This window comes from Acidipila sp. EB88, assembly GCF_003858395.1.
In the GTDB taxonomy this organism is placed as follows: Bacteria; Acidobacteriota; Terriglobia; order Terriglobales; family Acidobacteriaceae; genus EB88.
Genome location: NZ_QWEV01000005.1, coordinates 2,625,815 through 2,652,284 on the forward strand (window position 1 = coordinate 2,625,815; position 26,470 = coordinate 2,652,284).

Here is a 26,470-nt window from a genome sequence, read left to right on the forward strand (position 1 = left end):
GGTCTTTTCACGATTGCCTGCGACTTTCGGGAACTCTTTTCCCCATCCGCGTTGCTGCCGCTGCTGGCCCCAAAGGTGAGCCGCGTGGTAGCTTCCATTAGATTTCGGTATGGCCGCCCATTCGCCGCGGCAGGTAAAGAAGGAAACAATGGGTAAATCTCTCGTGATTGTCGAATCGCCCGCAAAGGCCAAGACAATCAACAAGTATTTGGGCAGCGACTTTATCGTCGAAGCCTCTCTCGGTCACATCAAGGACCTGCCGAAGTCCAAGATCGGCGTGGACCTGGACGGCGGCTCGTTCCGGCCAGACCTCATCGTGATCCCGGGCAAGGAAAAGGTGGTCGACCACCTCAAGAAGCTCGCCCGCAAGATGGATCACATCTATCTGGCGCCTGACCCTGACCGCGAAGGCGAAGCCATTGCCGCGCACCTTGAGGAAGAGCTGCGCGGTATCGGCACCGCCGATATTCAGCGCGTCACCTTCAACGAGATCACCCCCAAGGCCGTGCTGGCTGCATTTGACAACGCGCGCAAGGTCAACGTGAACCTCGTGGACGCGCAGCAGACCCGCCGCGTGCTGGACCGCATTGTGGGGTATCAGATCTCACCGCTCCTGTGGGACAAGGTGCGTCGTGGACTCTCTGCGGGGCGCGTGCAGACCGTCGCCGTACGCCTCATCGTGGAACGCGAAAGCGAGATCAAGGCTTTCAAGCCCGTGGAACACTGGACCGTTGATGCCGTGTTGCAATCGCCAGCCAAGGCCTCCGAGCTGTTCACCGCACGCCTGGTCGGCATTGATGGGGAGCGCATCTCCGTCGACACGGTCAGCCAGCCGGCCCTGCCGAATGGCGATGCCGCCCGGGCGGCGGTTGCAGGTGCAACCACTGCTCGCTGGACCGTGCGTACGGTCGAGAAGAAGGAGCGCAAGCGCAACGCGCCTGCCCCTTTCACGACCAGCAAGCTGCAGCAGGATGCCGCCGGCAAGCTCGGCTTCGGGGTCAAGCAGACCATGGGCCTGGCCCAGCGCCTCTATGAGGGTGTAGAGCTTGGCAAGGACAAGGACGGTCAGCCTGACACGATCGGCCTTATCACCTACATGCGTACCGACTCGACGCGCGTCTCGCCTGACGCCATCACGGAAACCCGTGCATGGATCGGCCAGGAGCTCGGCGAGCAGTACCTGCCGGAGAAGCCCAACAGCTTCAAGAGCAAGAAGGATGCGCAGGATGCCCATGAGGCCATCCGCCCCACCCACCCGGAAATGAACCCGGACTCGCTGCGAAAGTACCTCAGCGATGCCGAGTACCGCCTGTATCGGTTGATCTGGCAGCGTTTCATTGCTTCGCAGATGATGCCGGCAGTGTTCGACGTGACCACGGTGGAGATCGATGCCCACGCGGTCAAGCCGTCCAGCCACGTGTATAACTATCGCCTCAGCGGCTCTGTGCTCAAGTTCGACGGCTTCCTCAAGGTCTACGAGGACACGGAAGATGGCGACGAGGAGCAGAAGCTGCCCGCGCTTAACGAGAAGCAGGAACTCGTGCTCGCCCCGGCCGAGGCCCTTGAGGCGGCCGCGCTGAAACAACGGGAAACGCGGCTTGCAGATGCGCGGCGGCAGTACGAGATGCGCAAAGCCAAGATCGAGGCGCGTGCTGAAGACCAGGATCTGGAGGACTCGACTCTCGGCGCGATGCTGGCCGAGCTCGGCGAGGCCCCGCGTGAGAGCACCGATCCGCTCAAGGTGCGCTCCGCCGTGGACACGGTGCAGAAGTTCACCGAGCCACCCGCACGCTACTCCGAAGCCTCGCTGGTCAAGGTGCTTGAAGAGCGGGGCATCGGTCGCCCATCGACCTATGCGGCGATCATCAACACCATCCAGGAGCGCGAATACGTCCAGAAGGTCGGCGGCAAGAAGAACGGCGGCTTTATTCCCACCGAGATCGGCACCGTGGTCGCCGAGTTGCTGGTGAAGAACTTCCCTTACATCTTCGACACGCAGTACACCGCCCGGCTCGAGACCGAACTGGATGATGTGGAAGCCGGCAAGGAACCCTGGACGTCGCTGCTGCAGGGTTTCTATGGCCACCTGAAGAAGGAACTGGTGCACGCCAGTGAGCACATGGAGGACCTGAAGCGCATGGAGGTCCCGACGGACCAGAAATGCGACCTGTGCGGCTCGCCCCTGGTCATGAAGTGGGGCAAGTTCGGGACCTTCTACGCCTGCAGCGCCTACGACAAGAAGGTGAAGGGCTCCTGCTCGTTCACCAAGGAGAACTACGACACCAAGCCCAACCTCAACCTGCCCGAAGGCGATGCCGAGGACAAGGAAGAGTTCTGCGAAGCCTGTGGCCGCCCGATGGTGCTGCGCAATGGCCGCTTCGGCCCCTTCATGGCCTGCACCGGCTACAACGAAGACCCTGCCTGCAAAACGGTGCGCCGTCTCACCTCGAAGCAGCAGCAGAAGCCGGCCGTGCCGCTCGATGAAAACTGCCCCAAGTGCGACTCGCAGCTGGTGTTGCGCAGCGGACAGTACGGCGAGTTCGTCTCCTGCTCCGCCTACCCCAAGTGCAAGTACATCAAGCAGGACACCATCGGGATGCACTGCCCGAAATGCGCCGACGGCGAGATCGCGCAGAAGAAGTCACGCTTCGGGACCATGTTCTACTCCTGCACCAACTATCCCAAGTGCGACTTCACGGCGAACCACAAACCGATTGATCAGCACTGCCCCGAGTGCGACAGCCCGTACCTGATGGAGAAGACGTTGAAGTCAGGCGTGTACCTGGTCTGCCCCAACAACAAGAAAGGCGGCCCGGTCGCTGTTGTGGAAGCTCCCAGGAAGAAGGCCAAAGGCAAAAAGGGTTCCCTCGTGGCAGATGAGCCAATGGAGCCGATCGTCTGTTCGTTCACCGAACGCATCGGCGATGCTCCTTCTGCCGACGGCGCTGTTGCGGCGACCGCCACGGTCGCGGTTAAAACGGTGATGCCGGCCAAGGCTGCTGCAAAAAAAGCCCCGGCAAAGAAGAGCGCCAAACCAAGGCCCGGGGCAAAACGGGAGCGGATCGCGGTCTGACAGATCAGCAGGCAAAACCCTGCTGATCTGCTAATTTGATAAAGCAAGGCGAAAGGCAAAAGAGCATGGCGCGTGCAGTTTGGAATGGCAAGGTAGTTGCAGAAGGCGATCAGTTCGAGATGGTCGAAGGCAATGTGTATTTCCACGAGAGTGCGCTGAAGCGTGAGTTCTTCCGTCCCAGCACCACCACCTCAACCTGCCCCTGGAAGGGACAAGCTCGCTATTACTCCCTCCTGATTGATGGTCAGGAAAACCAGGATGCCGCTTGGTATTACCCGGATCCCAAGCCCGCAGCACACAATATCAAGAACCACGTCGCCTTCTGGCGGGGCGTGGAAGTCGACCAGTAAGCCATCACGAAGGGGAGCGACAACTCCCCCTTTCGGGTCGTTCAGTAGGCCTCAGTAAGCCTGTAGCTGATCGATTGGCAGCCGGACCTGGAAGCACGTCTCGCCTGGAACACTTTGCACCCGTACGTAGCCGCGATGCTTCCGCACCACGCGCTGCACCATGTCCAGGCCAAGCCCCAGGTTCACGCCGGGCGGTCGCGTGGTGAAAAAGGGCTCGAAAACCCGGTCCCGCAGCTCGGCGGGGATGCCCGGCCCGTTATCCCAGATCTCGGTCAGCAAGAGCGGTCCCGCAGTGGTGACGCGCACCGTGATCCTGCCTTGCTTCTGTTTCTGCGTGGCGATTGAGTCAATCGCATTCTCAAGAAGCGCCATCCATACCTGGTTGAGTTCGGACCCGTAGGCCGAGATTGTAGGCAGATCGGCGGCATAGTGCTGGTCGACTTCGATGCCGTTGAGGCGTGACTGCAGCATGGCCAGGGTGCTCTCGATCCCCAGCGGAATGCTGATCTCCTGGATCGGCGCCTGGTCCATGTAGGAGTAGTCTTTGACCGCGCGGATCAGGTCAAAGATGCGTGCCGTGGCATCGACCATGGCCTCGGTCATGCGCTCGGCGCGGAGCGCGGAGGCAAACTGCCGCAGCACGACGTCCACGCCGCGGCCCTTCAGCAGGCTGTCGAGGCGGTCCAGGTCCGGCGCCTCCACTCCAAGCTCGCTCAGGTCCGGTGTGGCCTGCCAGCTCTGGGCAAGCTGGTGCTGGCTGAACCACCGCGACAGCGTATCTTCCCGTTCCGCCACGGCCAGGGAGTCAGCCGGTACGGCCCGATGACGTATCTCGTCCTGCCACGCCCGCACCGCTGACAATTCGGAGTCCTGCAAACAGATCGCGCCCAGTTCAAACTTCTGCTGCCCGTAGGTTCTCAGCTCGGACAGCAGGCCCGAAGCTGCCCGCTGCGCCGCCGAGGCAGGGTTGTTCAGCTCGTGCGCCAGGTTGCCGGCAAGTTTGCCAAGCGCGTTGAGCTTCTCTGCCTGTTGCTCAATCCGGGTCACCTCGCGCACGCGATCCAGCAGCACGCTGACGGAGCGCTGCGCCATGGACGGGATGGCACGCAACATGTCGTCGAAGAGCGATTTGTGAATAACCAGCGCCCACACATCCCCGACGGCGAAGCCGATGCCGCCATAGGTCTTCATGCGCGAAAAAGGAATCAGGCCGGTGAGCTGCCCGGAGCGGCCGATAAACAGCGGAAGCACCCCGCCATACTCGCGGCGCACGTGAATCTCGCCACGCAGCAGCATCACCATCGCTACGGCGGCCTGCCCCTCCTGGAAGAGCGTTTCCCCCGACGTGGCGACGCGCTGCACGCCATGCTCGGCGAACCATGCAAGCTCGGCCGCGGTGAGACCCTGCAGGGCCGTGATCCGCTCCAGCGCAGCGATGACGTCTTCGCGTGGGCCCGGTACCAGGGGTTCAGAACCAGGAGAAGCTTCCAGAGTGTAGGGCGCGGTACTCATAGGCGTGTGCTCATCGTACTCCTGGTGCCAGCGTGCGAGGGCGGTGAGGGAACGGACGAAGCAGCTAGTTGCTGTGTGGCTGCTGCATCTCCTGCCGGCGCGTCGGCATGGTGTCGATCAATCCATTTAAAGTGTCTGTCGAGACAGGCTTGCTCTCCCGCAGTTTCGCGGAGCCATCCTCGCCCAGCAGCACCACCACGAAGCGACTGGCGGCGACGCCGAAGCGCTTGCGAACCATGGCAAGCTCCTGTGGTGGCAGGGTGATAGACGGCGCGTCCAGTGGAGGTTTGTACCCGCGGGCATTCGTAAGTACGGGCAGCAGCACAACATCCCGATCCATCATGTCGTCGGCGTCATGGTCCAGCAGGCGTTCCTGTTGGAGCCATCGCGGGTCCGTGGCAGAAGGGCTGAACACGAGCAGCGGACGGTAGCAGCCCTGCATGGCTGCGAGGCTGTGCGGATGCTCCGGGCAGCCGGCATGCGCCTGGGCCCGGGCAGCACCGAGCGGCAAAATGAGCAGCAATGAGACGAGGCAGAAACGCATAGAGGAGGGAGACGGCACAAGCAGCAGTTGTGGATGCAGCGGTCCTGGGGGAGCCAGCGCCGGCGGGAGCAACACAGGCAGGCTGCAGAGACGCGCTCCGCAGCCTGCCGGCGCCTGGCTTACGCCTTGGCGGTCTCGGCGCGTGAGGACACGTGCGCGGCCGGCTGCGGCGTACCGTCCTTGACCACGACCGGATCAAGGAATGGCATGGCCGCGCGCAGTTCCGCGCCCACTGTTTCGATCGGGTGCACGGCTTCCCGCGCCCGGATCTCGTTGAACGTCTTGTTGCCGGCCTCGTTCTCCGCGATGAACTTTCTTGCGAACTCACCGTTCTGGATGTCCGTGAGGATGTCCTTCATGGCGGCACGCACCGCGGGCGTCACCACGCGCTTGCCCGACTCGTAGTCGCCCCACTCGGCTGTGTTCGAGATGGAGTGGCGCATGTACGCAAGTCCGCCGCGATACATCAGGTCGACGATGAGCTTGAGCTCGTGCAGGCACTCGAAGTAAGCGATTTCAGGCTGGTAACCGGCATCGACCAGCGTTTCAAACCCGGCCTTGACCAGTTCCGCTGTGCCGCCGCAGAGCACTGCCTGCTCACCGAAGAGGTCAGTCTCGGTTTCTTCCTTGAACGTGGTCTCGAGCACGCCGGCGCGCGTGCAGCCGATGCCCTTGGAGTAGCTCAGGGCAAGCGCGTGCGCATTGCCGGTGGCATCCTGCTCGACAGCGATCAGCCCGGGAACGCCGCCGCCCTCGGTAAAGACCTCGCGCACGCGGTGCCCCGGGGACTTCGGCGCTGCCAGGAACACGTCCACGCCTGCGGGCGGTGCAATGGTGCCGAAGCGCACGTTGAAGCCGTGAGCAAAAGCCAGCGCGTTGCCGGGCTCGAGGTTGTCCTTGACGTGCTCCGCGTAAATGGTCCGCTGAAGTTCGTCCGGCGCCAGGATCATCACAACGTCGGCCCATTTCGCAGCATCGGCAACGGAGGCGACCTCGAGACCGCTCTTGCGTGCCTTGTCGGCCGACTTGGAACCTTCACGCAGACCGATGCGCACGTCCACACCCGAGTCCTTGAGATTGAGCGCGTGGGCATGACCCTGCGAGCCGTAGCCGATAATCGCTACCTTTTTGCCCTGGATGATCGAGAGGTCTGCGTCGCTGTCATGGTATGTCTTTGCCATCGTTCTTCTGTGTCCCTTCGGTGGATGAAACGGCTGCGGTTTTGGTTAATCGTTGAAGCGGTGTTCCGTGGGTTCGCCCTCGTCCAGCGTACCGGGTTCGCGCGGCGCATCGCCCGCATCGGCCAGTCGCATGGCACCCAGCACGCGCGAGCCATGCTTGCCGCGACGCATCACCATGCGACCGGTGCGCGCGACTTCCAGCACCTCATCGCCACTCTCTTCAAGCACCTGGATGAGTCCTTCAATCTTGCTCTCCACCCCGGTCAGTTCGATCATGAGCGATTCTTTGGCGAGGTCCACGATGCGGGCACGGAAAACCTCGACCAGTTCGAAAATGTGCGAGCGTGTTTGCGGTGTGGCCGCAACCTTGATCAGCGCGAGTTCGCGGTTCACAGTCGCCTGCTCTCCTACATCTTCCACGCTGATCACATTCTCGAGCTTGTACAGGCTGGCCGCAATGCGGTGGCTCGCCGTTGCCGAGGCCTCGGCGATGATCGTCATGCGCGAGGTGCCGACGCGCTCCGATCGACCCACGGACAGGGAATAGATGTTGACGTTGAGCCTGCGAAACAGCAGGGAAACCCGGCTCAGTACGCCCGGCTTGTCTTCCACCAGGGCCACAAAAGTGTGCAGCATTGCTTCTCGTTTCTTCTGCGCAGCAGCGGTTACAGATCTTCAGAACTCTCAAGCATCGGATCAGGCCCGGCAGCGGGCCGCCGAATCATCTCGTGCAGTGCCGCACCCGCCGGAATCATCGGGTACACCGACTCTTCCTTCTCCACCAGAAAATTGATCAGGAACGGCCCCCTGGTTGTGCGTGCCTGCGTCATGGCCGCATCGACCTCGCTGCGCGAGCGCACCGTTGCTCCCGCGATGCCGTGCGCTTCCGCCAGCTTTACGAAGTCGGGGCTGAGGATCGGGGAAGAGGCATAGTTCTTCTCGTAGAAGAACTCCTGCCACTGGCGCACCATGCCAAGATAGCCGTTGTTGATCACGGCGATGTTGATATCGAGCTGCTCCTGCGCGATGGTCGAAAGCTCGCAGGCGGTCATCTGGAAGCCGCCGTCGCCGGCGATGACCCACACTTCGCGATCCGGACACGCTACCTTTGCGCCAATGCCTGCAGGCAGCGCAAAGCCCATGGTGCCAAGACCGCCGGAGGTGATCAGCGTGCGCGGGTGCTCGTGCCGGTAGTACTGCGCTTCCCACATCTGGTGCTGGCCCACGTCCGTCGCGACGATCGCATTTCCCTCGGTCACGCGCCACAGATCGTGCATCACGTGCGCGGCATACAGGTGGCCGAGGTCAGGCAGGTTGCGAATGTCGCGCACCGCACTCTCGCCCTTGCTCTCGTTGATCTCCCGTAGCCACGCGCTTTCCGCCGGGGCATTGCTCTGGTAAATATGCGGCAGCAGCAGCTCGAGCACTTCGCGCAGGTCGCCGATCAGGGCCACATCTGCCTTGACGTTCTTGTTGATCTCCGCCGGGTCGATCTCGATGTGGATCTTCTTGGCGTGCGGCGCGTAGGTGGCCAGGGTGCCGGTCACGCGGTCGTCGAAGCGCATGCCGCACGCGATCAGCAGGTCCGACTTCTGGATGGCGTCATTGACCCACGACTCGCCGTGCATACCCATCATGCCCAGCGCGAGCGGGTGTGAGGCAGGGTATCCGCCAAGGCCCAGCAACGTGGTCGCGACCGGGATCTGCAGCCGTTCACTCAGCGTGAGTACCTGCTCGGTCGCCTTGGCCTTGATCACGCCGTGGCCCGAGAGAATCACCGGGCGTTTGGCCGCGCGGATCAGCGTCGCGGCATCAGTGATGGAGTCATAGCTTGCCGAGAGCATGGGGTGGGGACGGCGTGCGGCCGGAGCCGCCGCGGCAAAGTCGAACGAGGCGGTCGCCTGTTGCGCGTCCTTGGTGATATCGACCAGCACCGGACCAGGGCGGCCTGCCTGGGCCACGGCAAAGGCTTCGCGCAGCACCGGCGCGATGTCCTCGGCCTTGGTCACCAGGTAGTTGTGCTTGGTGATCGGCAGGGTCACGCCCGTGATGTCGACCTCCTGGAACGCGTCCGAGCCAAGCACCTTGCTTGAAACCTGGCCCGTGATGCAGACGATCGGGATGGAGTCGAGCATCGCGGTCGCAAGCCCGGTCACCATGTTGGTCGCGCCGGGGCCGCTGGTGGCAATCGCCACACCGACGCGGCCCGAAGCACGCGCGTAGCCGTCGGCCATGTGCGTGGCGCCCTGCTCGTGCCGCACCAGGATGTGCTTGATCGGGAATTTGCGCAGGGCGTCGTACACCGGCAGGATCGCACCACCCGGGTAGCCGAACACCTCGCGTACGCCTTCGCCTTCCAGCGTCGCCCACACGATCTCGGCTCCCGTGAGGCTGATCGGCTGGTGTGCTTCCACGGCGTGCTCGACCTCTGCCGCCGGGTGTGTGGATGGCTGGTAGTCCGCGAGCGCGTCGCCGTGCGTGCTGAGGCCCATCTGTGGGTCCTGATACGGGTTGGGCAACTGGTCGCCGGCCCTGTCGGTGGCCTCGGCCTTGCTGGCTTCGGCCTTCTGGTTCTCTACGGTCTTGTCGTGCCTGGGATCGCTCATGGTGCGCTCCTGTATCGCGTTGGCTGCTGCTTACCTGGTGACCGCTCCAAGGGATGCGGAGGAAACCGAGTCCGCGTACTTGCGGAAGACGCCGCGCTTGTAGCGCGGTTCGGGCGCTCTCCATGCCTTGAGCCGCTCGTCGATCTCGTGCTGCGGCACATCGACCGAGAGCGTGCGGTTCTTGATATCGAAGAGGATCGTGTCCCCTTCGCGGATTGCAGCAATGGGGCCGCCCACCTGCGCCTCGGGTGCGACATGGCCGGCCATCAGCCCGCGTGTCGCGCCTGAGAATCGCCCGTCGGTCAGCAGCGCTACGGTCTCGCTCAGTTCCGGAATGCCCTTGATCGCTGCAGTCACTGCCAGCATCTCACGCATCCCAGGCCCACCCTTGGGACCTTCATAGCGAATCACGCACACATCGTCCGGCTTGATCTGCCCGTTCTCGACTGCTTCAAAGCAGGCGTCTTCGGAGTCAAACACGCGCGCCGGTCCCTTATGGAAGACGCGCTCGTGGCCCGCCACCTTGACCACGCAGCCCTCGGGCGCAAGGTTGCCACGCAGGATCACGAGGCCGCCTGTCGCCTTGAGCGGGTTGTCCCAGGGGCGAATCACCTGCTGGCCAGCTGTCTCTTCCACAAGCGCGGCCTCTTCGTGCAGCGTTTTGCCAGTCACGGTGGGCTGATTGTGCAGCAGGCCACGTTCCACCAGCCGTGCAGCCAGTACGCGAGAGCCGCCAGCTTCCTGATAATCCTTGGCCGCGTACTTGCCGCCGGGCGACAGGTCGCAGATGAAGGGCGTGTTCTCGCTGATGGTGTCGAAATCCTCCATCGAGAGCGGGATGTCCAGCTCATCGGCAATTGCGATCAGGTGGAGCACGGCATTGGTGCTGCCGCCCGATGCTGCTACCGCGGTGATTGCATTCTCAATGGCCTGGCGGTTGAGCAGGTCCCGCGGCTTGATCTGCTTGCGCGTGAGTTCCATCACCAGGCGTCCCGCCTCGCGCGAAGCCTCGTGCTTGTCCTTGCTCATCGCCGGTACCCCGGTGATCTGCATGGGCGAGATGCCGAGGAACTCACCGGCCATGGCCATGGTGTTCGCCGTGAACTGTCCACCGCAGGCGCCGGCGCCAGGGCAGGCGGCTGCTTCCACCGCCTCGAGCTGCGCATCGTCGATCTTGCCGGCAGCGTGCGAGCCAATGGCCTCAAACACGTTCAGGATTGTTATTTCCTTGGTGCTGCCGTCAGGCTGCGGCAGCAGGCCGGGCGCAATGGAACCGCCGTACAGCATCAGGCCAGGGATATTAAGCCGAGCCAGCGCCATGATGGCCGCAGGCATGTTCTTGTCGCAGCCTGCAATGCAGACCAATCCATCAAACGAGTTGCCACGCGTCACCAGCTCGATCGAGTCGGCGATGACCTCGCGTGAAATCAGCGACGCCTTCATACCCTCGGTACCCATGGTGATGCCGTCCGAAATCGTGACGGTGTTGAACTCCATCGGGGTGCCGCCGGCGTCGCGCACGCCCTGCTTCACGGCCTCGGCCACCTGTCGCAGGTGAAAGTTGCAGGGGCCGATCTCGGTCCAGGTGTTGGCGATGCCGATGATCGGCTTGTGCAGGTCTTCCTTGGAGAAACCAACGCCCCGCAGGTAGGAGCGCGCCGCGGCGCGGCTCGGTCCTTCAGTCACGACTGCGCTGTTGCGCTTTGCCGGGTCGATCTGGTGAAGCTTGTCGTTCGTGCTCAACTGTTTTCTCTTTTCTTGTGGTGCACTACAGGTCGCGCTGCGCCGCGGTTCGTTTACGCGCGGGCGAGCAGCCAGTTTTCCGTATCGTGTTTCTGCTCATAGGCCGAAAGCAAGGCGGCATGGCGAAGTGTGAGCCCGATGTCGTCGAGTCCCTGCAGCAGGCAATCGCGCCGGAAGGGATCGATCTGGAAGCTGGTGGCAAAGCCGCTCTCATCCTCGATGGTGTTGCTCTCGAGTGAAACCGTCAGCCGGTAGCCATCGGCGGTCTTTGCCTGCAGCAGCAGCCGTTCCACCTCGGCCTCGCTCAGCGTGATCGCCAGGATGCCGTTCTTGCCGGCATTGGAGTAGAAGATGTCGGCGAAGCTGGGTGCGATCACGCAGCGGAAGCCATACTGCTCCAGCGCCCAGGCAGCGTGCTCGCGCGACGAGCCGCAGCCAAAATTCTTGCCGGCCACCAGGATGTGCGAGCCCCCGTACGCCGGGTTATTCAGAACAAAGCCCGGGTCCTGCCGCCAGTCAAAGAACAAATAATCTTCGTAGCCCGTGCGCTCGATGCGCTTCAGGAACTGTTTCGGGATGATCTGGTCCGTGTCGACATTGGACAGCTCGAGCGGCGTGACGATGGAGGTGAGAGTCGTAAAGGCCTGCATTATGCGAGTACCTCGGCTTCGCGGCTGGCGGTTCGGTACTGCCAGGTTCGAATGTCGGTGAAGCGACCCATCACGGCCGCGGCTGCGGCCATGGCAGGGCTCACCAGGTGGGTGCGGCCGCCCTTGCCCTGGCGTCCTTCAAAATTGCGGTTCGAGGTTGAAGCGCACCGCTCGCCTGGCTGCAGAATGTCCGGGTTCATGCCGAGGCACATGGAGCAGCCCGGCTCCCGCCAGTCGAAACCTGCTTCCCTGAAAACATGGTCCAGCCCCTCGCGCTCTGCCTGCGCCTTGACCTGCTGCGACCCGGGAACGACCATGCCGCGTACGTTGGCATGCACCTGGTAACCCGCAAGCACCTTGGCGGCAGCGCGCAGGTCCTCGATGCGCGCATTGGTGCATGAGCCGATAAACACGCGGTCGATCGTGATCTCCTCAATCGGGGTCCCGGCGCGCAGGTCCATGTATTCGAGCGCGCGCGCAAGGCCATTGCGATCGGCTTCTGTTTCGCCCAGCGAAGGGTCCGGCACCACGTCGGTGACGCCGACCACCATGCCCGGGCTGGTGCCCCAGGTGACGTAGGGAGTGAGCTCGTGCGCGGGGATCAGCAGTTCGCGATCAAAGGCGGCGCCCTCATCAGTCGGCAGCTTGCGCCACTCCTGCTTGGCGCGCTCCCAGTCCGCGTCCTTGGGCGCGAAGCGGCGGCCTTCCAGGTACGCAAAGGTGGTCTCGTCCGGAGCGATCATGCCGGCACGTGCACCGGCCTCGATGCTCATGTTGCAGATGGTCATGCGGCCTTCCATCGACAGCGCGCGGATAGCGGAACCCGCGAACTCGATGGCATAGCCGGTCGCTCCGTCGGTGCCGATCCGGCCGATAATGCCGAGCACAATATCCTTCGCGGTGACACCGTGCGGCAGTTCGCCTTCCACGGCAATGCGGAAGGTCTTCGGACGCGACTGGGGCAGGGTCTGCGTGGCCAGCACATGCTCGACCTCGCTCGTGCCGATGCCGAATGCAAGTGCGCCGAAGGCTCCGTGCGTGGAGGTATGCGAGTCCCCGCAGACGATGGTCATGCCCGGCTTGGTTGCGCCAAGCTCCGGTCCGATCATGTGCACAATGCCCTGGTCGACGGAGTTCACATCGAACAGTTCCACGCCGAACTCCGCGCAGTTCTTCCGCAGTGCCTCGATCTGCTTGGCCGCGATCGGGTCCTTGATATGGATCCGATCCTTGTCGGTTGGCACATTGTGGTCCACAGTCGCGAGCGTCCGGTCGGCACGGGCCACCCGGCGACCGGCCAGGCGAAGCCCCTCGAATGCCTGGGGAGACGTGACTTCGTGAACGAGCTGCAGATCGATGTAGAGGATCGTCGGCTCGCCCGCAGGCTCGGCGACGATGTGCTGCTCCCAGACTTTTTCGAAAAGTGTTTTTGCTTGGCTCATGTGACCTCTGTTCGCCGCCTGCGCGGCTTACGACACTTGACTACTGCAACTGTTGCAAAGCGCTTAGCGGGTGACGCCTGTAAGACGGGCACTCTCGGCCTGCCCGCGCAGCACGTCGATCAGCGCATCGTTGACCCTGGTCCCCATCTCCTGCGTGCTGAGGATGGTGCCCTGCTGGCCGCGTGCAAGATCCTTGGTACGCGCTCCGGACTCAAGCACGGTGCGCACCGCCTGCTCCACTGCCAGGGCTTCGGCTTCAAGCTTTGCCGAGTGGCGCAGCAGCATCGCCGCCGTCAGGATCGCGCCCACGGGATTCGCAATGCCCTGGCCTGCGATGTCGGGCGCCGAGCCATGCACGGGCTCGAACAGGTCCACCTGTCCCCCGATCGTGGCGGAAGGCAGCACGCCGAGTGAGCCGGTGATCACGCCGGCTTCATCCGACAGGATGTCCCCGAAAAGGTTCTCGGTAAGGATCACGTCGAAGCGGCGCGGGTTGTTCATCAGGTGCATGGAGCAGGCATCCACGAACTCGTGCTCCACGGTGATTTCCGGATAATCCTTCGCAACCTCGTTCACAGTGGCGCGCCAAAGCTGCGAAACCTCGAGCACGTTGGCTTTGTCTACCGAGGTGAGCTTTTTGCGGCGCTTGCCGGCAAGCTCAAACGCCACGCGGGCCACGCGCTCGATCTCGGCGCGGGTATAGCGCATGGTGTTCCAGGCCTCGTTGGTGGCGCGGTTCCACTCGCGCGGCTGGCCAAAGTACAGGCCGCCCAGCAGCTCGCGCACAAACAGGATGTCGACTTCCTCGATCACGGCGGGGCGCAACGGCGAGTTATCGGCAAGCGCCGGGTGCGCAAACGCCGGACGCAGGTTGGCGAAGCCGCCAAGCGCGGCGCGCAGCGCCAGCAGGCCCGCCTCAGGGCGCTCGCTGGGCGGCAGTGCGTTGAACTTGTTGTGCCCCACCGCACCCAGAAACACCGCGTCGCTCGCCAGCGCTGCTTCGCGCGTGGCCGGGGGGAACGGTGTGCCCGCGGCATCGATCGCCGCGCCGCCGATCAGGCCATCTTCGAACGTAAACGCGTGATCGCCATGCGCGGCGACCGTGCGCAGGACGCGGATCGCCTGCTCCGTCACTTCGGGGCCGATGCCATCGCCGGCCAGTACCAGAACTTTCAACTGCATTGCTTGCTCCTGTCTCTTCAGACTAGACCTGTGCTGCCTGCGCCGCGTCGTCTGCGGCTTCGACGCCGCTGGCCTGGTTCGCCAGCTTCACCAGGTCCTGGTCATAGATCGACTTCTTCTTGTCCGCCAAGGTGGTAAACGCCGCATAGGCCGCGTCGAGCTGCTCGGCCGGCAGAACGAATCCCAGCTCCGCCAGTCGCGACCGCAAGGCCGCGCGACCCGAGTGCTTGCCCAGCACCAGCTTGTTGGCAGGCTGCCCGACCGAGGCCGGCGTCATGATCTCGTATGTCAGCGGGTTGGCCAGCATGCCATGCTGATGAATGCCGGCTTCATGCGCAAACGCGTTCTCTCCCACAATTGCCTTGTTGGGCGCCGGGCGGAACGAGATGGTCTCGCCCAGCAACTGGCTCGTGGGGTAAAGCTTTTCGAGCACGATGTTGCTCTCCACCTTGTAGCGGTCCGCACGCACGCGCAGGGCCGCTGCTATCTCTTCGAGCGCGGCATTGCCGGCGCGTTCGCCGATTCCATTGATCGTGCACTCCACCTGCCGCGCCCCGCCTTCGATACCCGCCAGCGTATTTGCCACCGCCAGACCAAGATCGTCATGGCAGTGCGTCGACAGGATCACGGTATCCGCGTACGGCGTTCCGGCAAGTACGCGCTGGTACACGACGCGGTACATCGCCGCGTAATCCTCGGGCGTCGAGTAGCCGGTCGTGTCCGGCAGGTTGATCGTGGTTGCCCCGGCTTCGATGGCGATCTGCGTCATCGCGCAGAGATAGTCCATGTCCGTGCGCGTGGCGTCTTCAGCGGAAAACTCGATGTCCTCAACGTAGGTCCGGGCCAGCGCGACCATCTCGCCCACCTGCGCGAGCGCTTTCTCTCGGCTCATCTTGAGCTTGAACTCGAGGTGAATGTCGGAGCTGGCCAGGAACGTGTGAATGCGGGCCTTGGCCGCACCCTCGATGGACGCCGCGGCGCGCTCGATATCCTCGCGTCGGGCGCGCGCGAGGGACGCGATCACGGGCCGGCGGATCTCCCGGGCAATGCGCTGGATCGCCTGAAAGTCGCCCTCGGAGGAGATGGCGAAGCCGGCCTCCATGATGTCGACCCCGAGATCCTCAAGGGCATGGGCCATCCTCAGCTTCTCGGCCTCGGTCATGCTGCACCCGGGCGACTGCTCGCCGTCGCGAAGCGTGGTGTCGAAGAAAACAACGTTGTTTGGTGCGCCTGCCATAAGTCCGCCCCTGCTTTTACGATTCCATCAACAGTGTGTCAGAGGAGCTTGCATAATTCCAATTCGAAATTATTCGCTTTATGATTAGTTGAGCGAATACATGCTTGCCTCAAGGTCAACTGCAAAGGGTCAACATTATGGAGCTGGCGCATCTCGAGACATTTTTGGCCATTGCGGAAGAACAGGGCTTCTCGAGGGCAGCCGTACGTCTCCGGCGCACCCAGCCCGCGGTCAGCCAGACGATCCGCAAGCTCGAAGAAGAACTCGGCGAGCGGCTGTTTGAACGGGGCACTCGGGACGGCACGCTCACCGCAGCCGGAGAAGTCCTGCGCGACTATGCCGAGCGACTGTTGCGTCTCCGGGTCGAGGCGGCCAGTGCGGTGGAAGAGTTGCGCTCGCTCGAGCGCGGCCGGCTTCTGGTTGCCGCGAACGAGTACACCTCGCACCTTCTAATCCCGGTCCTGGCTGCCTACCGTCAGGTGAGTCCGCAGATCAACATCGTGGTGCAGCGGTCTCTGGCCAGCCGCATCCCAGAGCAGGTCCTCGAGCGCTCGGTGGAACTGGGTGTCCTGAGCTTTCAGCCGGAGCAGGAAGGGCTGCTTGCGACCGCGATATACGACGACGAGGTGGCGCTGGTGGTGGACCCGCAGCACCCGTTGGCCTCGGCGCCCCAGGTATCGGTGCGCGACCTCGGCACGCAGAACTTCATCGGCCATGCCGTCGCCTCGCCGCTGCGGCGGGAAATCACCGCCTTGTTCGCCCGCTTGAAGACGCCATTGCATATGGGGGTGCAGTTGCCCAGCCTCGAGGCGATCAAGCGGTTTGTGGCCTTGGGCGCAGGCGTGGCAATCCTGCCCGCGCTAGCCGTTGCGCAGGAGGTAGAGCAGGGCATGCTCGTCCGGGTGCCGGTGCCGGAATTCGACTGGAAGCGTCGCATGTGGCTCATTCGGCGGCGGCATGGCACGCTTTCCCATGCCGCAAGCGCATTCCTGCGGAGCCTGCAAACCCTGGCGGAGCAACGGGGCGCTCCCCATGCCTTTGCGGAAGAGCCGGAGTCGTAGCCGGCGCCGACCCCGGCGGGGTGACCGACGACGAGCGTACGCTGCGGATCATGAACCCGTGCATCCACGACGGGAGCTTCGCCTTCGCAGAGCCACATTCCTCAGCGGCGTCGCACAACCCAGCCCTCGCACAGGTACAATTGCGATTGACCGGGAGTGGCGTCGTACTTTTGGATGCATCCGGAACTTGGTGAAGCCCACAGGGCACGCTCCGCGCTTAGGAAGAGCTAGGTTTGCGCCGGGCGAGAGGTCAACACAGCGAATGAACAAATGGATCTTGTTTCTGGCGAGCCTGCCTCTGGTCGCCGCCACCGTGGCGCACGCACAGGAAAGCCGGCAGGACGCAAGTGTCAGCTACTCCGGGCTCTTTTCTCCGGAGGTAGTGGGCAACGGCGTTCACCAGACCGGGACGGTCGCCGACATTGGGCTCGTCGCCAGCTACCGCTACCTGCTGACCCCCAGGGGCGCAGCCGAGGTGAACTACGGCTACAACCGGTACATTGCTGACTTCGCGACCAACGCAGCATCGATCCGGGCACACACCCAGTTCCAGGAGTTCTCCGCCGAGTACGTGTACAGCGCCTTCTCGTACAAGAACTTCTTCCCGTTTGTTGAAGGCGGTATCGGCGGCTACTTCTTCGGCATCATCAACGACAACAAGACGAACTACAACCCGCTTAAGAGCAGCACGCAGATCGGTGTTCCTTACGGCGGCGGCGTGGCGTATGAGCTGAGCCCGAGCTTTGATATCCGCGTGCAGTATCGTGGCATTGTGGTCAAGGCGCCGAACTATGGCGCGACCGGGAACTCCACCAACACCGGCCGGTACGAGAACATCTCGAACCCAATTGTCGGCGTGGCGTACCACTTCTAAGCTTCTTTTCTCTCCGACCAGCAAAAGCCCCGCGGATGCGGGGCTTTTGCTTTTGCAGCATGGTTTGAGCTGGGTTTAGAAGATGCGATACGACAGCCCGATATTGATCCCGGAAGGAGTCAACCCGTCATCCGGGTAGCCGGGCAAAGAAAAGCCGGGCGCGCCAGGCAGAAACTGGTACGTGTACTCGCCCCGCAGTTTGACCCTGGGAAGCAGGCGGTACTCGATGCCCCCGCCGGCCTCCGCGGCGAAGTAACTGCCATACCCGATGTCGAATGGGTAGTTGACAGTTGCGCCCCCCAGCAACCCCTTGCCGTAGGCGGAAAATCGAGCGTGCCGGTAGAAGGTGTACAGCGGGCCGCCCAAGAACGTCTTCTCGGTCAGGCCATTGGGCTTGTTGAAGTCGAGCAGGCGAACCTCGCCTTCCATGGCGAAGGTGCGCGTGATGAAGTAGTCGGCATAGAGCCCGACGCCTTCAAGGCGGTCTGGACCGTAGTCAGGATCGAAGCTAGAAAACTCCGCACCGGCCCACAAATGGCGCGCGGCGCCAGTGGCTGATTCGTGTACCTGGGCGTGGGCGATAGCGGTAGAAGCAAGCAGGATTACTGCAATAAAACAGGCACAGGCCTGCGGCATACGCATGATGGATCTCCAGAATTGCGATAGCCGGAAGGCATTCCATCGCTGAGGGCGCAGGGGATGCGCCCTCAGCCTTGATTCTATCGTTGCGGTGCGCCGGCAGGCGCCGGCGACGTGGCAGCACCGGGCGCAGGAGCCGCGTCGGGTGCGTTGGCAGGCTGCTGGGCATCCGGCGAGGCCGGTGCGGGTGCAACAGCCTGCCCGGTGGCTGCGGGGGCCGCATCCTGCTGGGGCTGGTAGTACGTCAGCCGCTGGTAGACGGGCGTGATCTCAAGCGGCAGCTTGTCGCTGGCATTGGTGATCAACGGGGCCGGCGCATTCAGAGCGATGACCTTGTCATCCCAGGAGTCGATGCGGAGATGGCTTCCAAGGGGCAGGGCAGCCTGCTGCTTGATGTCGGCCACGTCCAGCTTCACCTGGTTCTTGCCCAGGGCATCGAGCCACGGCACGCCACTCGGCTGGATCAGCGAATCGCCGAGCCGCGGCGAGAGCAGGGCTGTGAGTTCCTTCTCGCGGCTCTGCAGCTCTGCGAAGAACAGGCCTACGCTGCCGGCCTTGTCCTTGTACACGGAGTTGTTGAACAGGTCGACCGCACGCTTGGCCGCCGCCGCATTGTCTTTATCCGTGTGGTTCATGTTGATGCGTTGGAATGCCGCCTCATCGGGGAAGAGCAGCCGGTCATTGAACGCGTAGCGCGTGTCGATGTGATGCCCCAGGGTGATGTGCGCCAGCTCGAAGGAAAGCACCGCTGCCAGGTCTTCTTCGTTGGGCAGGGCGTCGACGAGGCCCTTGGAGAGCAGGATCGTGTTGCCGACCGCCAGCGCCTCGAGTGGCTGCGTCAGCATAACGCGGCAGTGGATATCGCTCGGCAGGGCAAGGTTGTTGCCGATGATGATGTTGTTTGTAACAGTCTCAAGCACCTTGTCGAACGGGCTCGGCGGAGCGAGTAGCCCGGCCTGCACCAGCCGATCCAGGACGTTGTTTTCCGCCTGCGTCACAAACAGCCGCTGTGCCTGCAGGGGGCTGACATCCTGCGAGTTCTGGCTCTGGTCCTGCGCACCTTCGACCTCGACCGAGGTGTTTTCCGAGTCACCCTGCGGCAGCTTCAACGAGTAGCCCCAGAAAGAGGTCTGCGCCTTGAAACCCTTGGCGTGCGCAGCGGCCGAGTGGTCCGACTCCTCCGTGTAGATCACGGAGGGCAGCCACAGGCCCTCCTGCAGGTTGGAGCGCCAGCTGTCGAAGTGGTAGTAGTGCGTGTCCTCGTCGTTGGGATTGCTGGTGTACGTGCCATTGAAGCGCACGATGTTGCCATCCCGGTTCTCCACCCAGAGGCGTCCGAAGAAACGCCCTGCGCCTGCCTTCTTGTTGGGCTTTACGTCAAACACCGAAGTCCGGATATTGCCGATGAACTCGCGGCGCACGAAGGTGAAGTCATAGTGCTGGAAGTCGAAGCCGGCCGGATCGATAAACATCATGTCCATGAAGCCGGTGGCCGAGTAGCTCAGCTCGAATGCCTTGCTGAGGCCCGTGATGTACCCGAGTGATCCGTGCAGCAGACCCTTCTTGGTCGCCTTGCTGTCGTACTGGTCGTTGGAGAACGTCTTGCCGAAATCCACGCGCCCGATGATGTACTGGTCCGAAACAGGAACTTGGTACTCGATCGCATCCGGACGCATGTTCTGGATGTAGGTCTGCACTACGGGCGTGTGCTTGGCAATCTGCTTGACCGTATTTTTCTCCCGGTCCATCGCCTTGGTAACGAGTTCCTTCTGTTCGGCGGTCAAAGGAGCCAGTTGCAGCGGCTTTTCCTTCTTGGCAAAAGCTGGCGCGGCTGCCAGTGCTGTGCCGAGTGCAAACAGCCCGAGCTTTCGAGCGATCATGAAAACGTCCTCATCTACCGGGTACCCCGGTGGTGTGCTCATTGGTATGCCCGTTGACGAGCATTGATTGAACGGGCAACGCCGCCCGCTATAGGCGGTGCTGCCTTAAGCCTGTTGGAAGCTGATGTGGATGTTTACGACCTGATCCACAGGTTTGCCGTCGCGCGTAGCCGGCTTGAAGCGGATCCTGGAAGCAGCCAGCTGCGCCTGTTCATCCAGACCATGCCCGAGACCACTCACAACCCGCAAGACCTGCACCTGGCCATCCGCCGTGAACCTGACTTCCAGCGTGACATCCCCCTGCACATGCGCTTCCCGCGCTTCTTCGGTGTACTGGGGAACCGGCTTTGATAACAACACAATACTGGTCACCACGGGCTGCTGCGCGCGGGCTGCCGCCGAGGCCCCGGCCGGAGCACTGCCCTGGCCGAAACCCGTTGATGCAACAGTGCCCCGGCCGCCGGGTGCGCCGGATGCCTGCGTGCCTGAACCGAAGCCGCTCGTGGAGACGACCCCACGTGCGCTGCCGTTAGGCGAGCCGGAGGGTGCGCCGGAACCGAAGCCGCTGCTGGTCACCGCACCCTGGCGCGCTGCGGCGCCCTGGTTGCTGTTTGCGGCGGCGCCAAATGCTCCTACCGTGGCGAGCTGCGAAGGCCGGTTCGCATTGGGATTTGCCTGTACGCCCGTGGGCGCTCCAAAACCCGCGGCCTGCGCCGCGGCTACCTTGGGCGCCTGGGCCGCCGGTGCCGCAGGCGACTTGAACACGCCCACGACCGGCTTCGGTGGAGCAACCACGGGCCGGGGTGCCGGGTTCGGGAGTGTGGGCTGCTTCACTGCTACCTTGATCGGCTCCGGCTTGGGCGGTTCCACTACCGGCGTAGGCACCGGCGGCTGGATCTTGGGCTGGTCGCGTGGAAGCGGTGGAATGGGCGGCAGCTTCACCTTGGGAACGGGTGGCACATACGGCTTGGGCTCTGGAGCCAGGTAGACCAACTGCTCCTGCCGCCGCACATGCTCTTCATGCACCTGGTTGATGGTGAACGCCAGGATCGCCGCCACGATGGCAAGGTTGATGCCGACGGACACGCCAAAAGAACCGAACCTTCCCTTGTCTTCCTTGAGAAGGCCAAAATTCGCGTGGTTAAGCACGTCGCGTTGTGTCCCACGCTCGAGGGTCGGGGTGGCGATTGCTGCCTCCTGTGTACTGGTGCGGCTGTACGAATTAGACGCATGCGGCCATGGCCCCGTTTCAGGGGGCCTCGGGGCGTCTGTTACCTGGGTCGTCGAGATAGCAGTCTCTTTGGTCATCGCGTGCACGGAAGGCAGCAGGGCGAATCGTGCGAAAGAGCCTTGAGACAAGCACTTTCACTTCGCATTGCCAGCTTCCCCGGCCCCCTCATGAGCTTTGTCCCCGTTAAACCTGTATTACCTGTCACGGGGAAGTCACACCCATTCTAGCGACGCTGCTGTTCTTTTCGCGAAGAACTGAAACCTTTCGATTACCATTGGGAACTTGGCGCCAACCCGCTGCTCTGCAAAGGTGGTCGCTGAGTTTCGGCTCTAGTTATTAGATGTCTCTGGAAGGACGTGATGCATGAGGATCTTGGTTACAGGTGGGGCAGGCTATGTTGGTGGCACGGTAGCGGAAGACCTGCTCAAGGCCGGGCACGAGGTTGTGATCTTTGACAACCTATGCCACGGGCATCGATCGATGCTTCCACCCGGCGCCACCTTTGTCGAAGGCGAACTCGGCGACCGTGCGCTGATCGAGAAGACGCTGCGCACCGGGAGCTTCGACGGCGTCATGCATTTTGCGGCGCTGATCGAAGCAGGCGAAAGCATGAAAACGCCCGAGACCTACTTCCGCAACAACAGCGCCAGCACGCTGACGCTGCTTGAAGCCATGCTCGCCGCCAACGTGCGCCGCCTGGTGTTTTCGTCCACCGCGGCCTTGTACGGCGAGCCCGAAAGCACGCCCATCCTGGAGGACGCACCCCTGCGCCCCACCAATGCGTACGGCGAGTCCAAGCTGCTGGTGGAGCAGATGTTGCGCTGGTTCTACCAGAGCCATGGCTTCTCCTATGCCAGCCTTCGCTACTTCAACGTGGCCGGCGCTGTGCCGGGCAGGGGCGAAGCGCACGAGCCGGAGTCGCACCTGATCCCCCTGGTGCTCGATGTCGCGATCGGCCGCCGGGCTTCCATCAAGATCTTTGGGCAGGACTATCCGACGCCCGACGGCACTGCGGTTCGGGATTACATCCACACCAGCGATCTTTCCCGGGCACACCAGATGGCGTTCGCGGCGCTGCTCAAGAGTGAGCAGCCCGTTCGCCTGATCTACAACCTGGGCAATGGTGTTGGGTTCAGCGTCCGCGAGATCATTGAGGCGGTGCGCCGGGTCACCGGCCGCCCCATCGCAGTCGTGGAAGAGCCCCGGCGCGCGGGCGACCCAGCCGTGTTGATCGCGAGCTCTGAAAAGATTGCGGCAGAACTCGGCTGGCGTCCGGAATACACCCAAATCGACGGCATCATCAAGAGCGCGTGGGAGTGGCACCAGCAGCGTTATCAACGCACAGGCTTCTAACCGCGACTTTGCTTCAAAACGCAGAAACGCCAGCCAAAGGGCTGGCGTTCTGCGTTTTGAGCCTGTGGGTGTGCCGCTTACTTGGTGAAGAGGTTGATCGCGCGTAGCACCGTGTTGTAGACGCCCCATGCCGCGGGCAGTACCACCACTGCCCACGCCAGCGCGACGCTCAGCGATGAGCTGGTCACTTTCTCGTCCGAGATTGCTGTGTTCATTCCGTGTTCTCCATTCCGGGTCTTGTTCCTGTTTCCGTTCTCGCGCTGTTAGTGCGCTCCGTAGCTCGGGGCGACCTTGTCGCCTTCGCGCATCCAGAAGCGCTCCGCAACAGGGCGGACCAGCAGACTGGCGAGGAACCCGACCAGCAGCAGCGCAGCCATGATGTGCAGCACCAGCGGGTACGCGCTACGCAGCGGCTGGCCTGAGGCCACGGTGTGGTCCAGGATGCCGTTGACGATCAGCGGCCCCACGATGCCCGCGGTCGACCAGGCGGTCAGCAGGCGCCCATAGATGGCGCTTACCTCGGCCGAGCCGTACAGGTCCTTGAGAAAGGCGGGGGCAGTGGAGAAGCCGCCGCCATACATGCTGATCAGCACCCCGGCTGTGAGCACAAACAGGCCGATCGAGCTGAATCCCGGCAGCAGGTAGAACAACACAGTGCCCAGCACGAAGAAGAGGGTGAAGGTCGTTTTGCGGCCCACATAGTCAGACATGGACGACCAGATGAAACGTCCTCCCATGTTGAACAGCGAAAGCACGCCCACGAAACCGCCGGCTGCTGCCGCGGTGACCTTGCCGAGAAACAGGTTCTGGATCATGGGCGAAGCCGATTCGAGAATGCCGATGCCGGCCGTCGTATTGAGGCAAAGCATTACCCACAGCAGCCAGAACTGCGGTGTCTTCATGGCGGAATTGGCAGACACGTTGTGAGTGCTGATCAGGGCCGAGGTGCTGGCCTTGGGCGTCCATCCGGCGGGCTTCCAGTCAGGCCTCGGAATACGGATCATGAACACGCCGAACATCATGAACAGGAAGTACACCACGCCCATGGTGACCCAGGTTGCGGCAATGGGCTGGTAGTGCGAGTGCGTGTGAAAGAAGCCCATGAGCTGGGTGCCGAGTGGGGAGCCGATCATGGCGCCGCCCCCGAAGCCCATGATGGCCATGCCCGTGGCCAGTCCCGGGCGGTCAGGGAACCAGCGCAGCAGGGTGGCTACCGGTGAGATATAGCCCAGGCCGAGCCCGATGCCGCCAATGGCCCCGTACCCCAGGTACACCAGCGCCAGCGAGTGGATCTGCACCCCGATTGCCGAAACGATGAAGCCTACTCCAAAGCAGATCGCAGCCACGAACAGCACCTTGCGCGGCCCCGCACGCTCCAGCCACTTGCTGAACAAGGCCGCCGAGATCCCCAGGAAAGCGATGGCGATCGAGAAGATATAGCCGATCTCCTTCTGGCTCCAGGCCGCCCCTGCACTGTCATGCAGACCCAGGAGCGGTTTAACGAAAACAGAAAATGAGTACACCTGGCCGATGGCAAGATGAATGGCAAGGGCAGCCGGGGGCACAAGCCAGCGGCTGTAGCCGGGCCGGGCAATGGTGCGCTCCCGGTCTAGAAAGGAAAAGGTGCTCATGGGTGAATGCCTCTTTCGTATCTGCTTCCATTCTTGCACCCTGTTGCGGCACCGAAGCACCGCGCGCTGCCGCAGGAACGTACAAAGCTCTATCCGATCCCCTGCATGACGAACAAGGCGGCAGCGTACCGACGGCTCCGCAACGCGTGCATGGCTTGCTTGGGACGCGTGGCACCTTTACTGTGGTCTCGTACGGTGTGTCCTGTTTGTGGTTTTTGCAGGCAGGGGGCGCGTACGTGAAAGGGCTACCTGGCTCGCATGGCTGCAACTCCGCACAACGCTTCCGAGAACCTGACGTCTACCCTCCGTGAGACCCGCCTGTTTGCACCCCCGGCGGAGTTTGCAGCGCATGCCCATGTACAAAGCGTGGCTCAGTACCAGGCAACGTACCGGCGCTCCATCGAGTCTCCAGAGGAGTTCTGGATGGAGCAGGCCAAGGCCCTGCGCTGGTTTCGCGAACCGAGCGAAGTGGTGGACTGGAACGCCCTGAAACCGGAGACAGCCGCCCGCTGGTTTGCCGATGGCACGCTCAACATGAGCGACAACTGCGTGGATCGGCATGTGGCCGCCGGACGCGGTGATCGCACCGCGCTGATCTGGGAAGGGGAACTCGGCGAAACTCGCACCCTGACCTTCTCTGCTCTTCTAGCCGAGGTGGAGCGGTGTGCCAGCATGCTGCGGATGCTGGGCGTTGGCAAGGGCGATCGGGTCGCCATTTACATGGGCATGTCGCTTGAAGTGGCGATCGCCATGCTCGCCTGCACGCGGATCGGCGCTGTGCACTCGGTCATCTTTGGCGGGTTTGCCCCGCAGGCCATTGCCGACCGGATCCTGGATGCTGATTGCCGCGTCGTGCTCACCCAGGACGGAACCTACCGTCGTGGCGGCGAAATCAAGCTCAAGCAGTCCGTCGATGAAGCGCTGAAACAGTGCCCCGACGTGCAGCACGTGGTGGTCTATGCGCGCACCGGTTCGCCGCTTGCGATGCACCCGGATCGCGACCTGTGGTGGCACGACGCCATGGCAGCCGCCGAGCCGCACTGCGCGCCCGAGCAGCTTGCAGCGGAAGACCCGTTGTTCATCCTCTATACCTCCGGAACCACCGGCAAGCCCAAGGGCCTGGTGCACACCAATGGCGGTTACGCGGTGGGTTCCTACCTGACCACGAAGCTGGTGTTCGACCTGCACCCCGAAACACGCGATGACGATGTGTTCTGGTGCACGGCGGACGTGGGCTGGATCACCGGGCATTCCTACGTGTTGTACGGCGCGCTGCTGAATGGCGTCACGACCCTGCTGTACGAGGGGGCGCCCAACTTTCCGGACCCAGGCCGCTTCTGGCAGGTGATCGATCGGCACCGGGTCACCGCGTTCTACACGGCGCCGACCGCGATCCGCGCGTTCATGAAGTGGGGCGACAGCTTTCCCAGGGCAGCGAAGCTCGATTCCCTGCGGGTGCTGGGAACGGTGGGCGAGCCCATCAATCCGGAAGCCTGGATGTGGTACCACACTGAGATCGGTCGTGGACGCTGCCCAATCGCCGATACCTGGTGGCAAACCGAGACCGGCGCGCACATGCTGACGCCCCTGCCTGGCGCTATCGCGACCAAGCCCGGCTCGGCCACCGTGCCGTTTTTCGGCGTGCTGCCGGAGATTGTCACGAAACAGGGCGAACCGGTACCCGACGGGCAGGGTGGGTTGCTGGTGATCCGCAAGCCATGGCCGTCCATGGCACGCACGATCTGGGGCGACCATGACCGGTACGTCAAGACATACTGGAGCGAGATTCCGGGCTGCTACTTCTCGGGCGATGGCGCGCGGCGCGACGAGGACGGCTACTACTGGCTGATGGGGCGAGTGGACGATGTGATCAACGTCAGCGGCCACCGCCTGGGCACCATGGAGATCGAATCAGCCCTGATAGCGCACCGCAAGGTTTCCGAGGCAGCGGCGGTAGGCAAGCCGCACGAGCTCAAAGGGCAAGCCATCGCGGTCTTTGTGACACTCGAAAGCGGGCACGCTCCCTCCGCTGAACTGATGGAAGAACTGCGCACCTGGGTGGCCAAGGAGATCGGCTCGCTGGCGCGGCCGGACGAGGTGCGCTTCCTGGAGCAGTTGCCCAAGACGCGCTCCGGCAAGATCATGCGCAGGCTTTTGCGCGAGCTCGCGGAGCATGGCGAAATCCGTGGCGACATCACCACGCTGGAAGACTTTGGCGGTCTGGCCAAGGCACACGAAGAAGACGATTAACCCACAAGGCTCCGCGTCACACACACGGGAT

The 26,470-nt window shown here is 63.0% G+C and carries 21 protein-coding genes; 6 read left to right on the forward strand and 15 right to left on the reverse strand.

Translation table 11 applies throughout. The features are described 5' to 3' along the window. The first annotated feature begins 148 nt into the window (after positions 1–148). Both topA and D1Y84_RS11490 read left to right on the forward strand, forming a co-directional pair. On the forward strand, positions 149–3,073 hold the full coding sequence (topA, locus tag D1Y84_RS11485) for a type I DNA topoisomerase (RefSeq protein ID WP_124848712.1): 2,925 nt from the start codon (positions 149–151) through the stop codon (positions 3,071–3,073). Positions 3,074–3,138: 65 nt separating this feature from the next. Then, entirely contained in the window at positions 3,139–3,423 is a 285-nt protein-coding gene (locus D1Y84_RS11490; protein WP_124848714.1) for a DUF427 domain-containing protein, read from the forward strand. 51 nt (positions 3,424–3,474) lie between these two features. Here the strand turns inward: D1Y84_RS11490 and D1Y84_RS11495 are convergent, their stop codons facing one another. The 10 genes from D1Y84_RS11495 to D1Y84_RS11540 form a co-directional block, all read right to left on the reverse strand. Then, complete coding sequence (locus D1Y84_RS11495) at positions 3,475–4,935, reverse strand: sensor histidine kinase (protein ID WP_124848716.1); 1,461 nt, start codon at positions 4,933–4,935, stop codon at positions 3,475–3,477. 64 nt (positions 4,936–4,999) lie between these two features. Next, a complete protein-coding gene (locus tag D1Y84_RS11500; RefSeq protein ID WP_124848717.1) occupies positions 5,000–5,479 on the reverse strand; it encodes a DUF4174 domain-containing protein in 480 nt (159 codons plus the stop codon). A gap of 119 nt (positions 5,480–5,598) precedes the next feature. Next, positions 5,599–6,660 carry a ketol-acid reductoisomerase gene (ilvC, locus tag D1Y84_RS11505; RefSeq protein ID WP_124848719.1) on the reverse strand — a complete coding sequence of 354 codons (1,062 nt, stop codon included), beginning with the start codon at positions 6,658–6,660 and terminating at the stop codon, positions 5,599–5,601. A 45-nt stretch (positions 6,661–6,705) separates the two neighbouring features. Continuing rightward, positions 6,706–7,296 carry an acetolactate synthase small subunit gene (gene ilvN, locus D1Y84_RS11510; RefSeq protein ID WP_124848721.1) on the reverse strand — a complete coding sequence of 197 codons (591 nt, stop codon included), beginning with the start codon at positions 7,294–7,296 and terminating at the stop codon, positions 6,706–6,708. A gap of 29 nt (positions 7,297–7,325) precedes the next feature. After that, entirely contained in the window at positions 7,326–9,266 is a 1,941-nt protein-coding gene (gene ilvB, locus D1Y84_RS11515) for a biosynthetic-type acetolactate synthase large subunit (RefSeq protein ID WP_233581354.1), read from the reverse strand. A gap of 30 nt (positions 9,267–9,296) precedes the next feature. Further along, complete coding sequence (ilvD, locus tag D1Y84_RS11520; RefSeq protein ID WP_233581355.1) at positions 9,297–11,009, reverse strand: dihydroxy-acid dehydratase; 1,713 nt, start codon at positions 11,007–11,009, stop codon at positions 9,297–9,299. A gap of 53 nt (positions 11,010–11,062) precedes the next feature. Then, positions 11,063–11,659 carry a 3-isopropylmalate dehydratase small subunit gene (gene leuD / locus D1Y84_RS11525; protein ID WP_124848723.1) on the reverse strand — a complete coding sequence of 199 codons (597 nt, stop codon included), beginning with the start codon at positions 11,657–11,659 and terminating at the stop codon, positions 11,063–11,065. Continuing rightward, on the reverse strand, positions 11,659–13,101 hold the full coding sequence (leuC, locus tag D1Y84_RS11530) for a 3-isopropylmalate dehydratase large subunit (protein ID WP_124848724.1): 1,443 nt from the start codon (positions 13,099–13,101) through the stop codon (positions 11,659–11,661). The genes leuD and leuC overlap by 1 nt, the downstream gene beginning before the upstream one ends. Positions 13,102–13,164: 63 nt before the next feature. Beyond that, positions 13,165–14,283, reverse strand: a complete 1,119-nt coding sequence (gene leuB, locus D1Y84_RS11535) for a 3-isopropylmalate dehydrogenase (protein WP_124848726.1) — start codon at positions 14,281–14,283, stop codon at positions 13,165–13,167. A 22-nt stretch (positions 14,284–14,305) separates the two neighbouring features. Beyond that, complete coding sequence (locus D1Y84_RS11540) at positions 14,306–15,520, reverse strand: 2-isopropylmalate synthase (RefSeq protein WP_124848728.1); 1,215 nt, start codon at positions 15,518–15,520, stop codon at positions 14,306–14,308. A 137-nt stretch (positions 15,521–15,657) separates the two neighbouring features. Between D1Y84_RS11540 and D1Y84_RS11545 the strand changes: the two genes are divergently transcribed. Next, on the forward strand, positions 15,658–16,581 hold the full coding sequence (locus D1Y84_RS11545; protein ID WP_124850090.1) for a LysR family transcriptional regulator: 924 nt from the start codon (positions 15,658–15,660) through the stop codon (positions 16,579–16,581). Between the two features lie 262 nt (positions 16,582–16,843). Then, positions 16,844–17,455, forward strand: coding sequence for an outer membrane beta-barrel protein (locus D1Y84_RS11550; protein WP_124848730.1), 612 nt, complete (start codon positions 16,844–16,846; stop codon positions 17,453–17,455). A 75-nt stretch (positions 17,456–17,530) separates the two neighbouring features. Here the strand turns inward: D1Y84_RS11550 and D1Y84_RS11555 are convergent, their stop codons facing one another. The 3 genes from D1Y84_RS11555 to D1Y84_RS11565 all read right to left on the reverse strand — a co-directional run bounded on the left by D1Y84_RS11555 (position 17,531) and on the right by D1Y84_RS11565 (position 21,333). Next, complete coding sequence (locus tag D1Y84_RS11555; protein ID WP_124848731.1) at positions 17,531–18,097, reverse strand: outer membrane beta-barrel protein; 567 nt, start codon at positions 18,095–18,097, stop codon at positions 17,531–17,533. A gap of 77 nt (positions 18,098–18,174) precedes the next feature. Then, positions 18,175–19,974: a M48 family metalloprotease gene (locus D1Y84_RS11560; protein WP_124848733.1), complete on the reverse strand. Its 1,800-nt coding sequence runs from the start codon at positions 19,972–19,974 to the stop codon at positions 18,175–18,177. A gap of 105 nt (positions 19,975–20,079) precedes the next feature. Next, positions 20,080–21,333, reverse strand: a complete 1,254-nt coding sequence (locus D1Y84_RS11565; RefSeq protein WP_124848735.1) for an energy transducer TonB — start codon at positions 21,331–21,333, stop codon at positions 20,080–20,082. 235 nt (positions 21,334–21,568) lie between these two features. Here D1Y84_RS11565 and galE point away from each other — a divergent pair, with 235 nt between their 5' ends. Then, positions 21,569–22,558 (forward strand): UDP-glucose 4-epimerase GalE, encoded by a 990-nt coding sequence (galE, locus tag D1Y84_RS11570; RefSeq protein ID WP_124848737.1) that lies wholly within the window; start codon positions 21,569–21,571, stop codon positions 22,556–22,558. 77 nt (positions 22,559–22,635) lie between these two features. Here the strand turns inward: galE and D1Y84_RS18165 are convergent, their stop codons facing one another. Both D1Y84_RS18165 and D1Y84_RS11575 read right to left on the reverse strand, forming a co-directional pair. After that, positions 22,636–22,773 (reverse strand): hypothetical protein, encoded by a 138-nt coding sequence (locus D1Y84_RS18165; RefSeq protein WP_199726394.1) that lies wholly within the window; start codon positions 22,771–22,773, stop codon positions 22,636–22,638. A 48-nt stretch (positions 22,774–22,821) separates the two neighbouring features. Then, the gene (locus D1Y84_RS11575; protein ID WP_199726395.1) at positions 22,822–24,189 is read right to left on the reverse strand and encodes an OFA family MFS transporter; all 1,368 of its coding nucleotides are present in this window, start codon (positions 24,187–24,189) and stop codon (positions 22,822–22,824) included. A 258-nt stretch (positions 24,190–24,447) separates the two neighbouring features. Between D1Y84_RS11575 and acs the strand changes: the two genes are divergently transcribed. Then, the gene (acs, locus tag D1Y84_RS11580; RefSeq protein ID WP_124848739.1) at positions 24,448–26,439 is read left to right on the forward strand and encodes an acetate--CoA ligase; all 1,992 of its coding nucleotides are present in this window, start codon (positions 24,448–24,450) and stop codon (positions 26,437–26,439) included. Positions 26,440–26,470: the final 31 nt, after the last annotated feature.

Coding starts and splice junctions, on each gene's coding strand:
- D1Y84_RS11500 (WP_124848717.1), bottom strand. CDS start 5,479: ATGCGTTTCTGCCTCGTCTCATTGCTGCTCATTTTGCCGCTCGGTGCT.
- leuB (WP_124848726.1), bottom strand. CDS start 14,283: ATGCAGTTGAAAGTTCTGGTACTGGCCGGCGATGGCATCGGCCCCGAA.
- D1Y84_RS11495 (WP_124848716.1), bottom strand. CDS start 4,935: ATGAGTACCGCGCCCTACACTCTGGAAGCTTCTCCTGGTTCTGAACCC.
- D1Y84_RS11575 (WP_199726395.1), bottom strand. CDS start 24,189: ATGAGCACCTTTTCCTTTCTAGACCGGGAGCGCACCATTGCCCGGCCC.
- D1Y84_RS11550 (WP_124848730.1), top strand. CDS start 16,844: ATGAACAAATGGATCTTGTTTCTGGCGAGCCTGCCTCTGGTCGCCGCC.
- D1Y84_RS18165 (WP_199726394.1), bottom strand. CDS start 22,773: ATGAACACAGCAATCTCGGACGAGAAAGTGACCAGCTCATCGCTGAGC.
- D1Y84_RS11545 (WP_124850090.1), top strand. CDS start 15,658: ATGGAGCTGGCGCATCTCGAGACATTTTTGGCCATTGCGGAAGAACAG.
- D1Y84_RS11490 (WP_124848714.1), top strand. CDS start 3,139: ATGGCGCGTGCAGTTTGGAATGGCAAGGTAGTTGCAGAAGGCGATCAG.
- acs (WP_124848739.1), top strand. CDS start 24,448: ATGGCTGCAACTCCGCACAACGCTTCCGAGAACCTGACGTCTACCCTC.
- leuD (WP_124848723.1), bottom strand. CDS start 11,659: ATGCAGGCCTTTACGACTCTCACCTCCATCGTCACGCCGCTCGAGCTG.
- ilvN (WP_124848721.1), bottom strand. CDS start 7,296: ATGCTGCACACTTTTGTGGCCCTGGTGGAAGACAAGCCGGGCGTACTG.
- D1Y84_RS11560 (WP_124848733.1), bottom strand. CDS start 19,974: ATGATCGCTCGAAAGCTCGGGCTGTTTGCACTCGGCACAGCACTGGCA.
- ilvB (WP_233581354.1), bottom strand. CDS start 9,266: ATGAGCGATCCCAGGCACGACAAGACCGTAGAGAACCAGAAGGCCGAA.
- ilvC (WP_124848719.1), bottom strand. CDS start 6,660: ATGGCAAAGACATACCATGACAGCGACGCAGACCTCTCGATCATCCAG.
- leuC (WP_124848724.1), bottom strand. CDS start 13,101: ATGAGCCAAGCAAAAACACTTTTCGAAAAAGTCTGGGAGCAGCACATC.
- galE (WP_124848737.1), top strand. CDS start 21,569: ATGAGGATCTTGGTTACAGGTGGGGCAGGCTATGTTGGTGGCACGGTA.
- D1Y84_RS11555 (WP_124848731.1), bottom strand. CDS start 18,097: ATGCGTATGCCGCAGGCCTGTGCCTGTTTTATTGCAGTAATCCTGCTT.
- topA (WP_124848712.1), top strand. CDS start 149: ATGGGTAAATCTCTCGTGATTGTCGAATCGCCCGCAAAGGCCAAGACA.
- D1Y84_RS11540 (WP_124848728.1), bottom strand. CDS start 15,520: ATGGCAGGCGCACCAAACAACGTTGTTTTCTTCGACACCACGCTTCGC.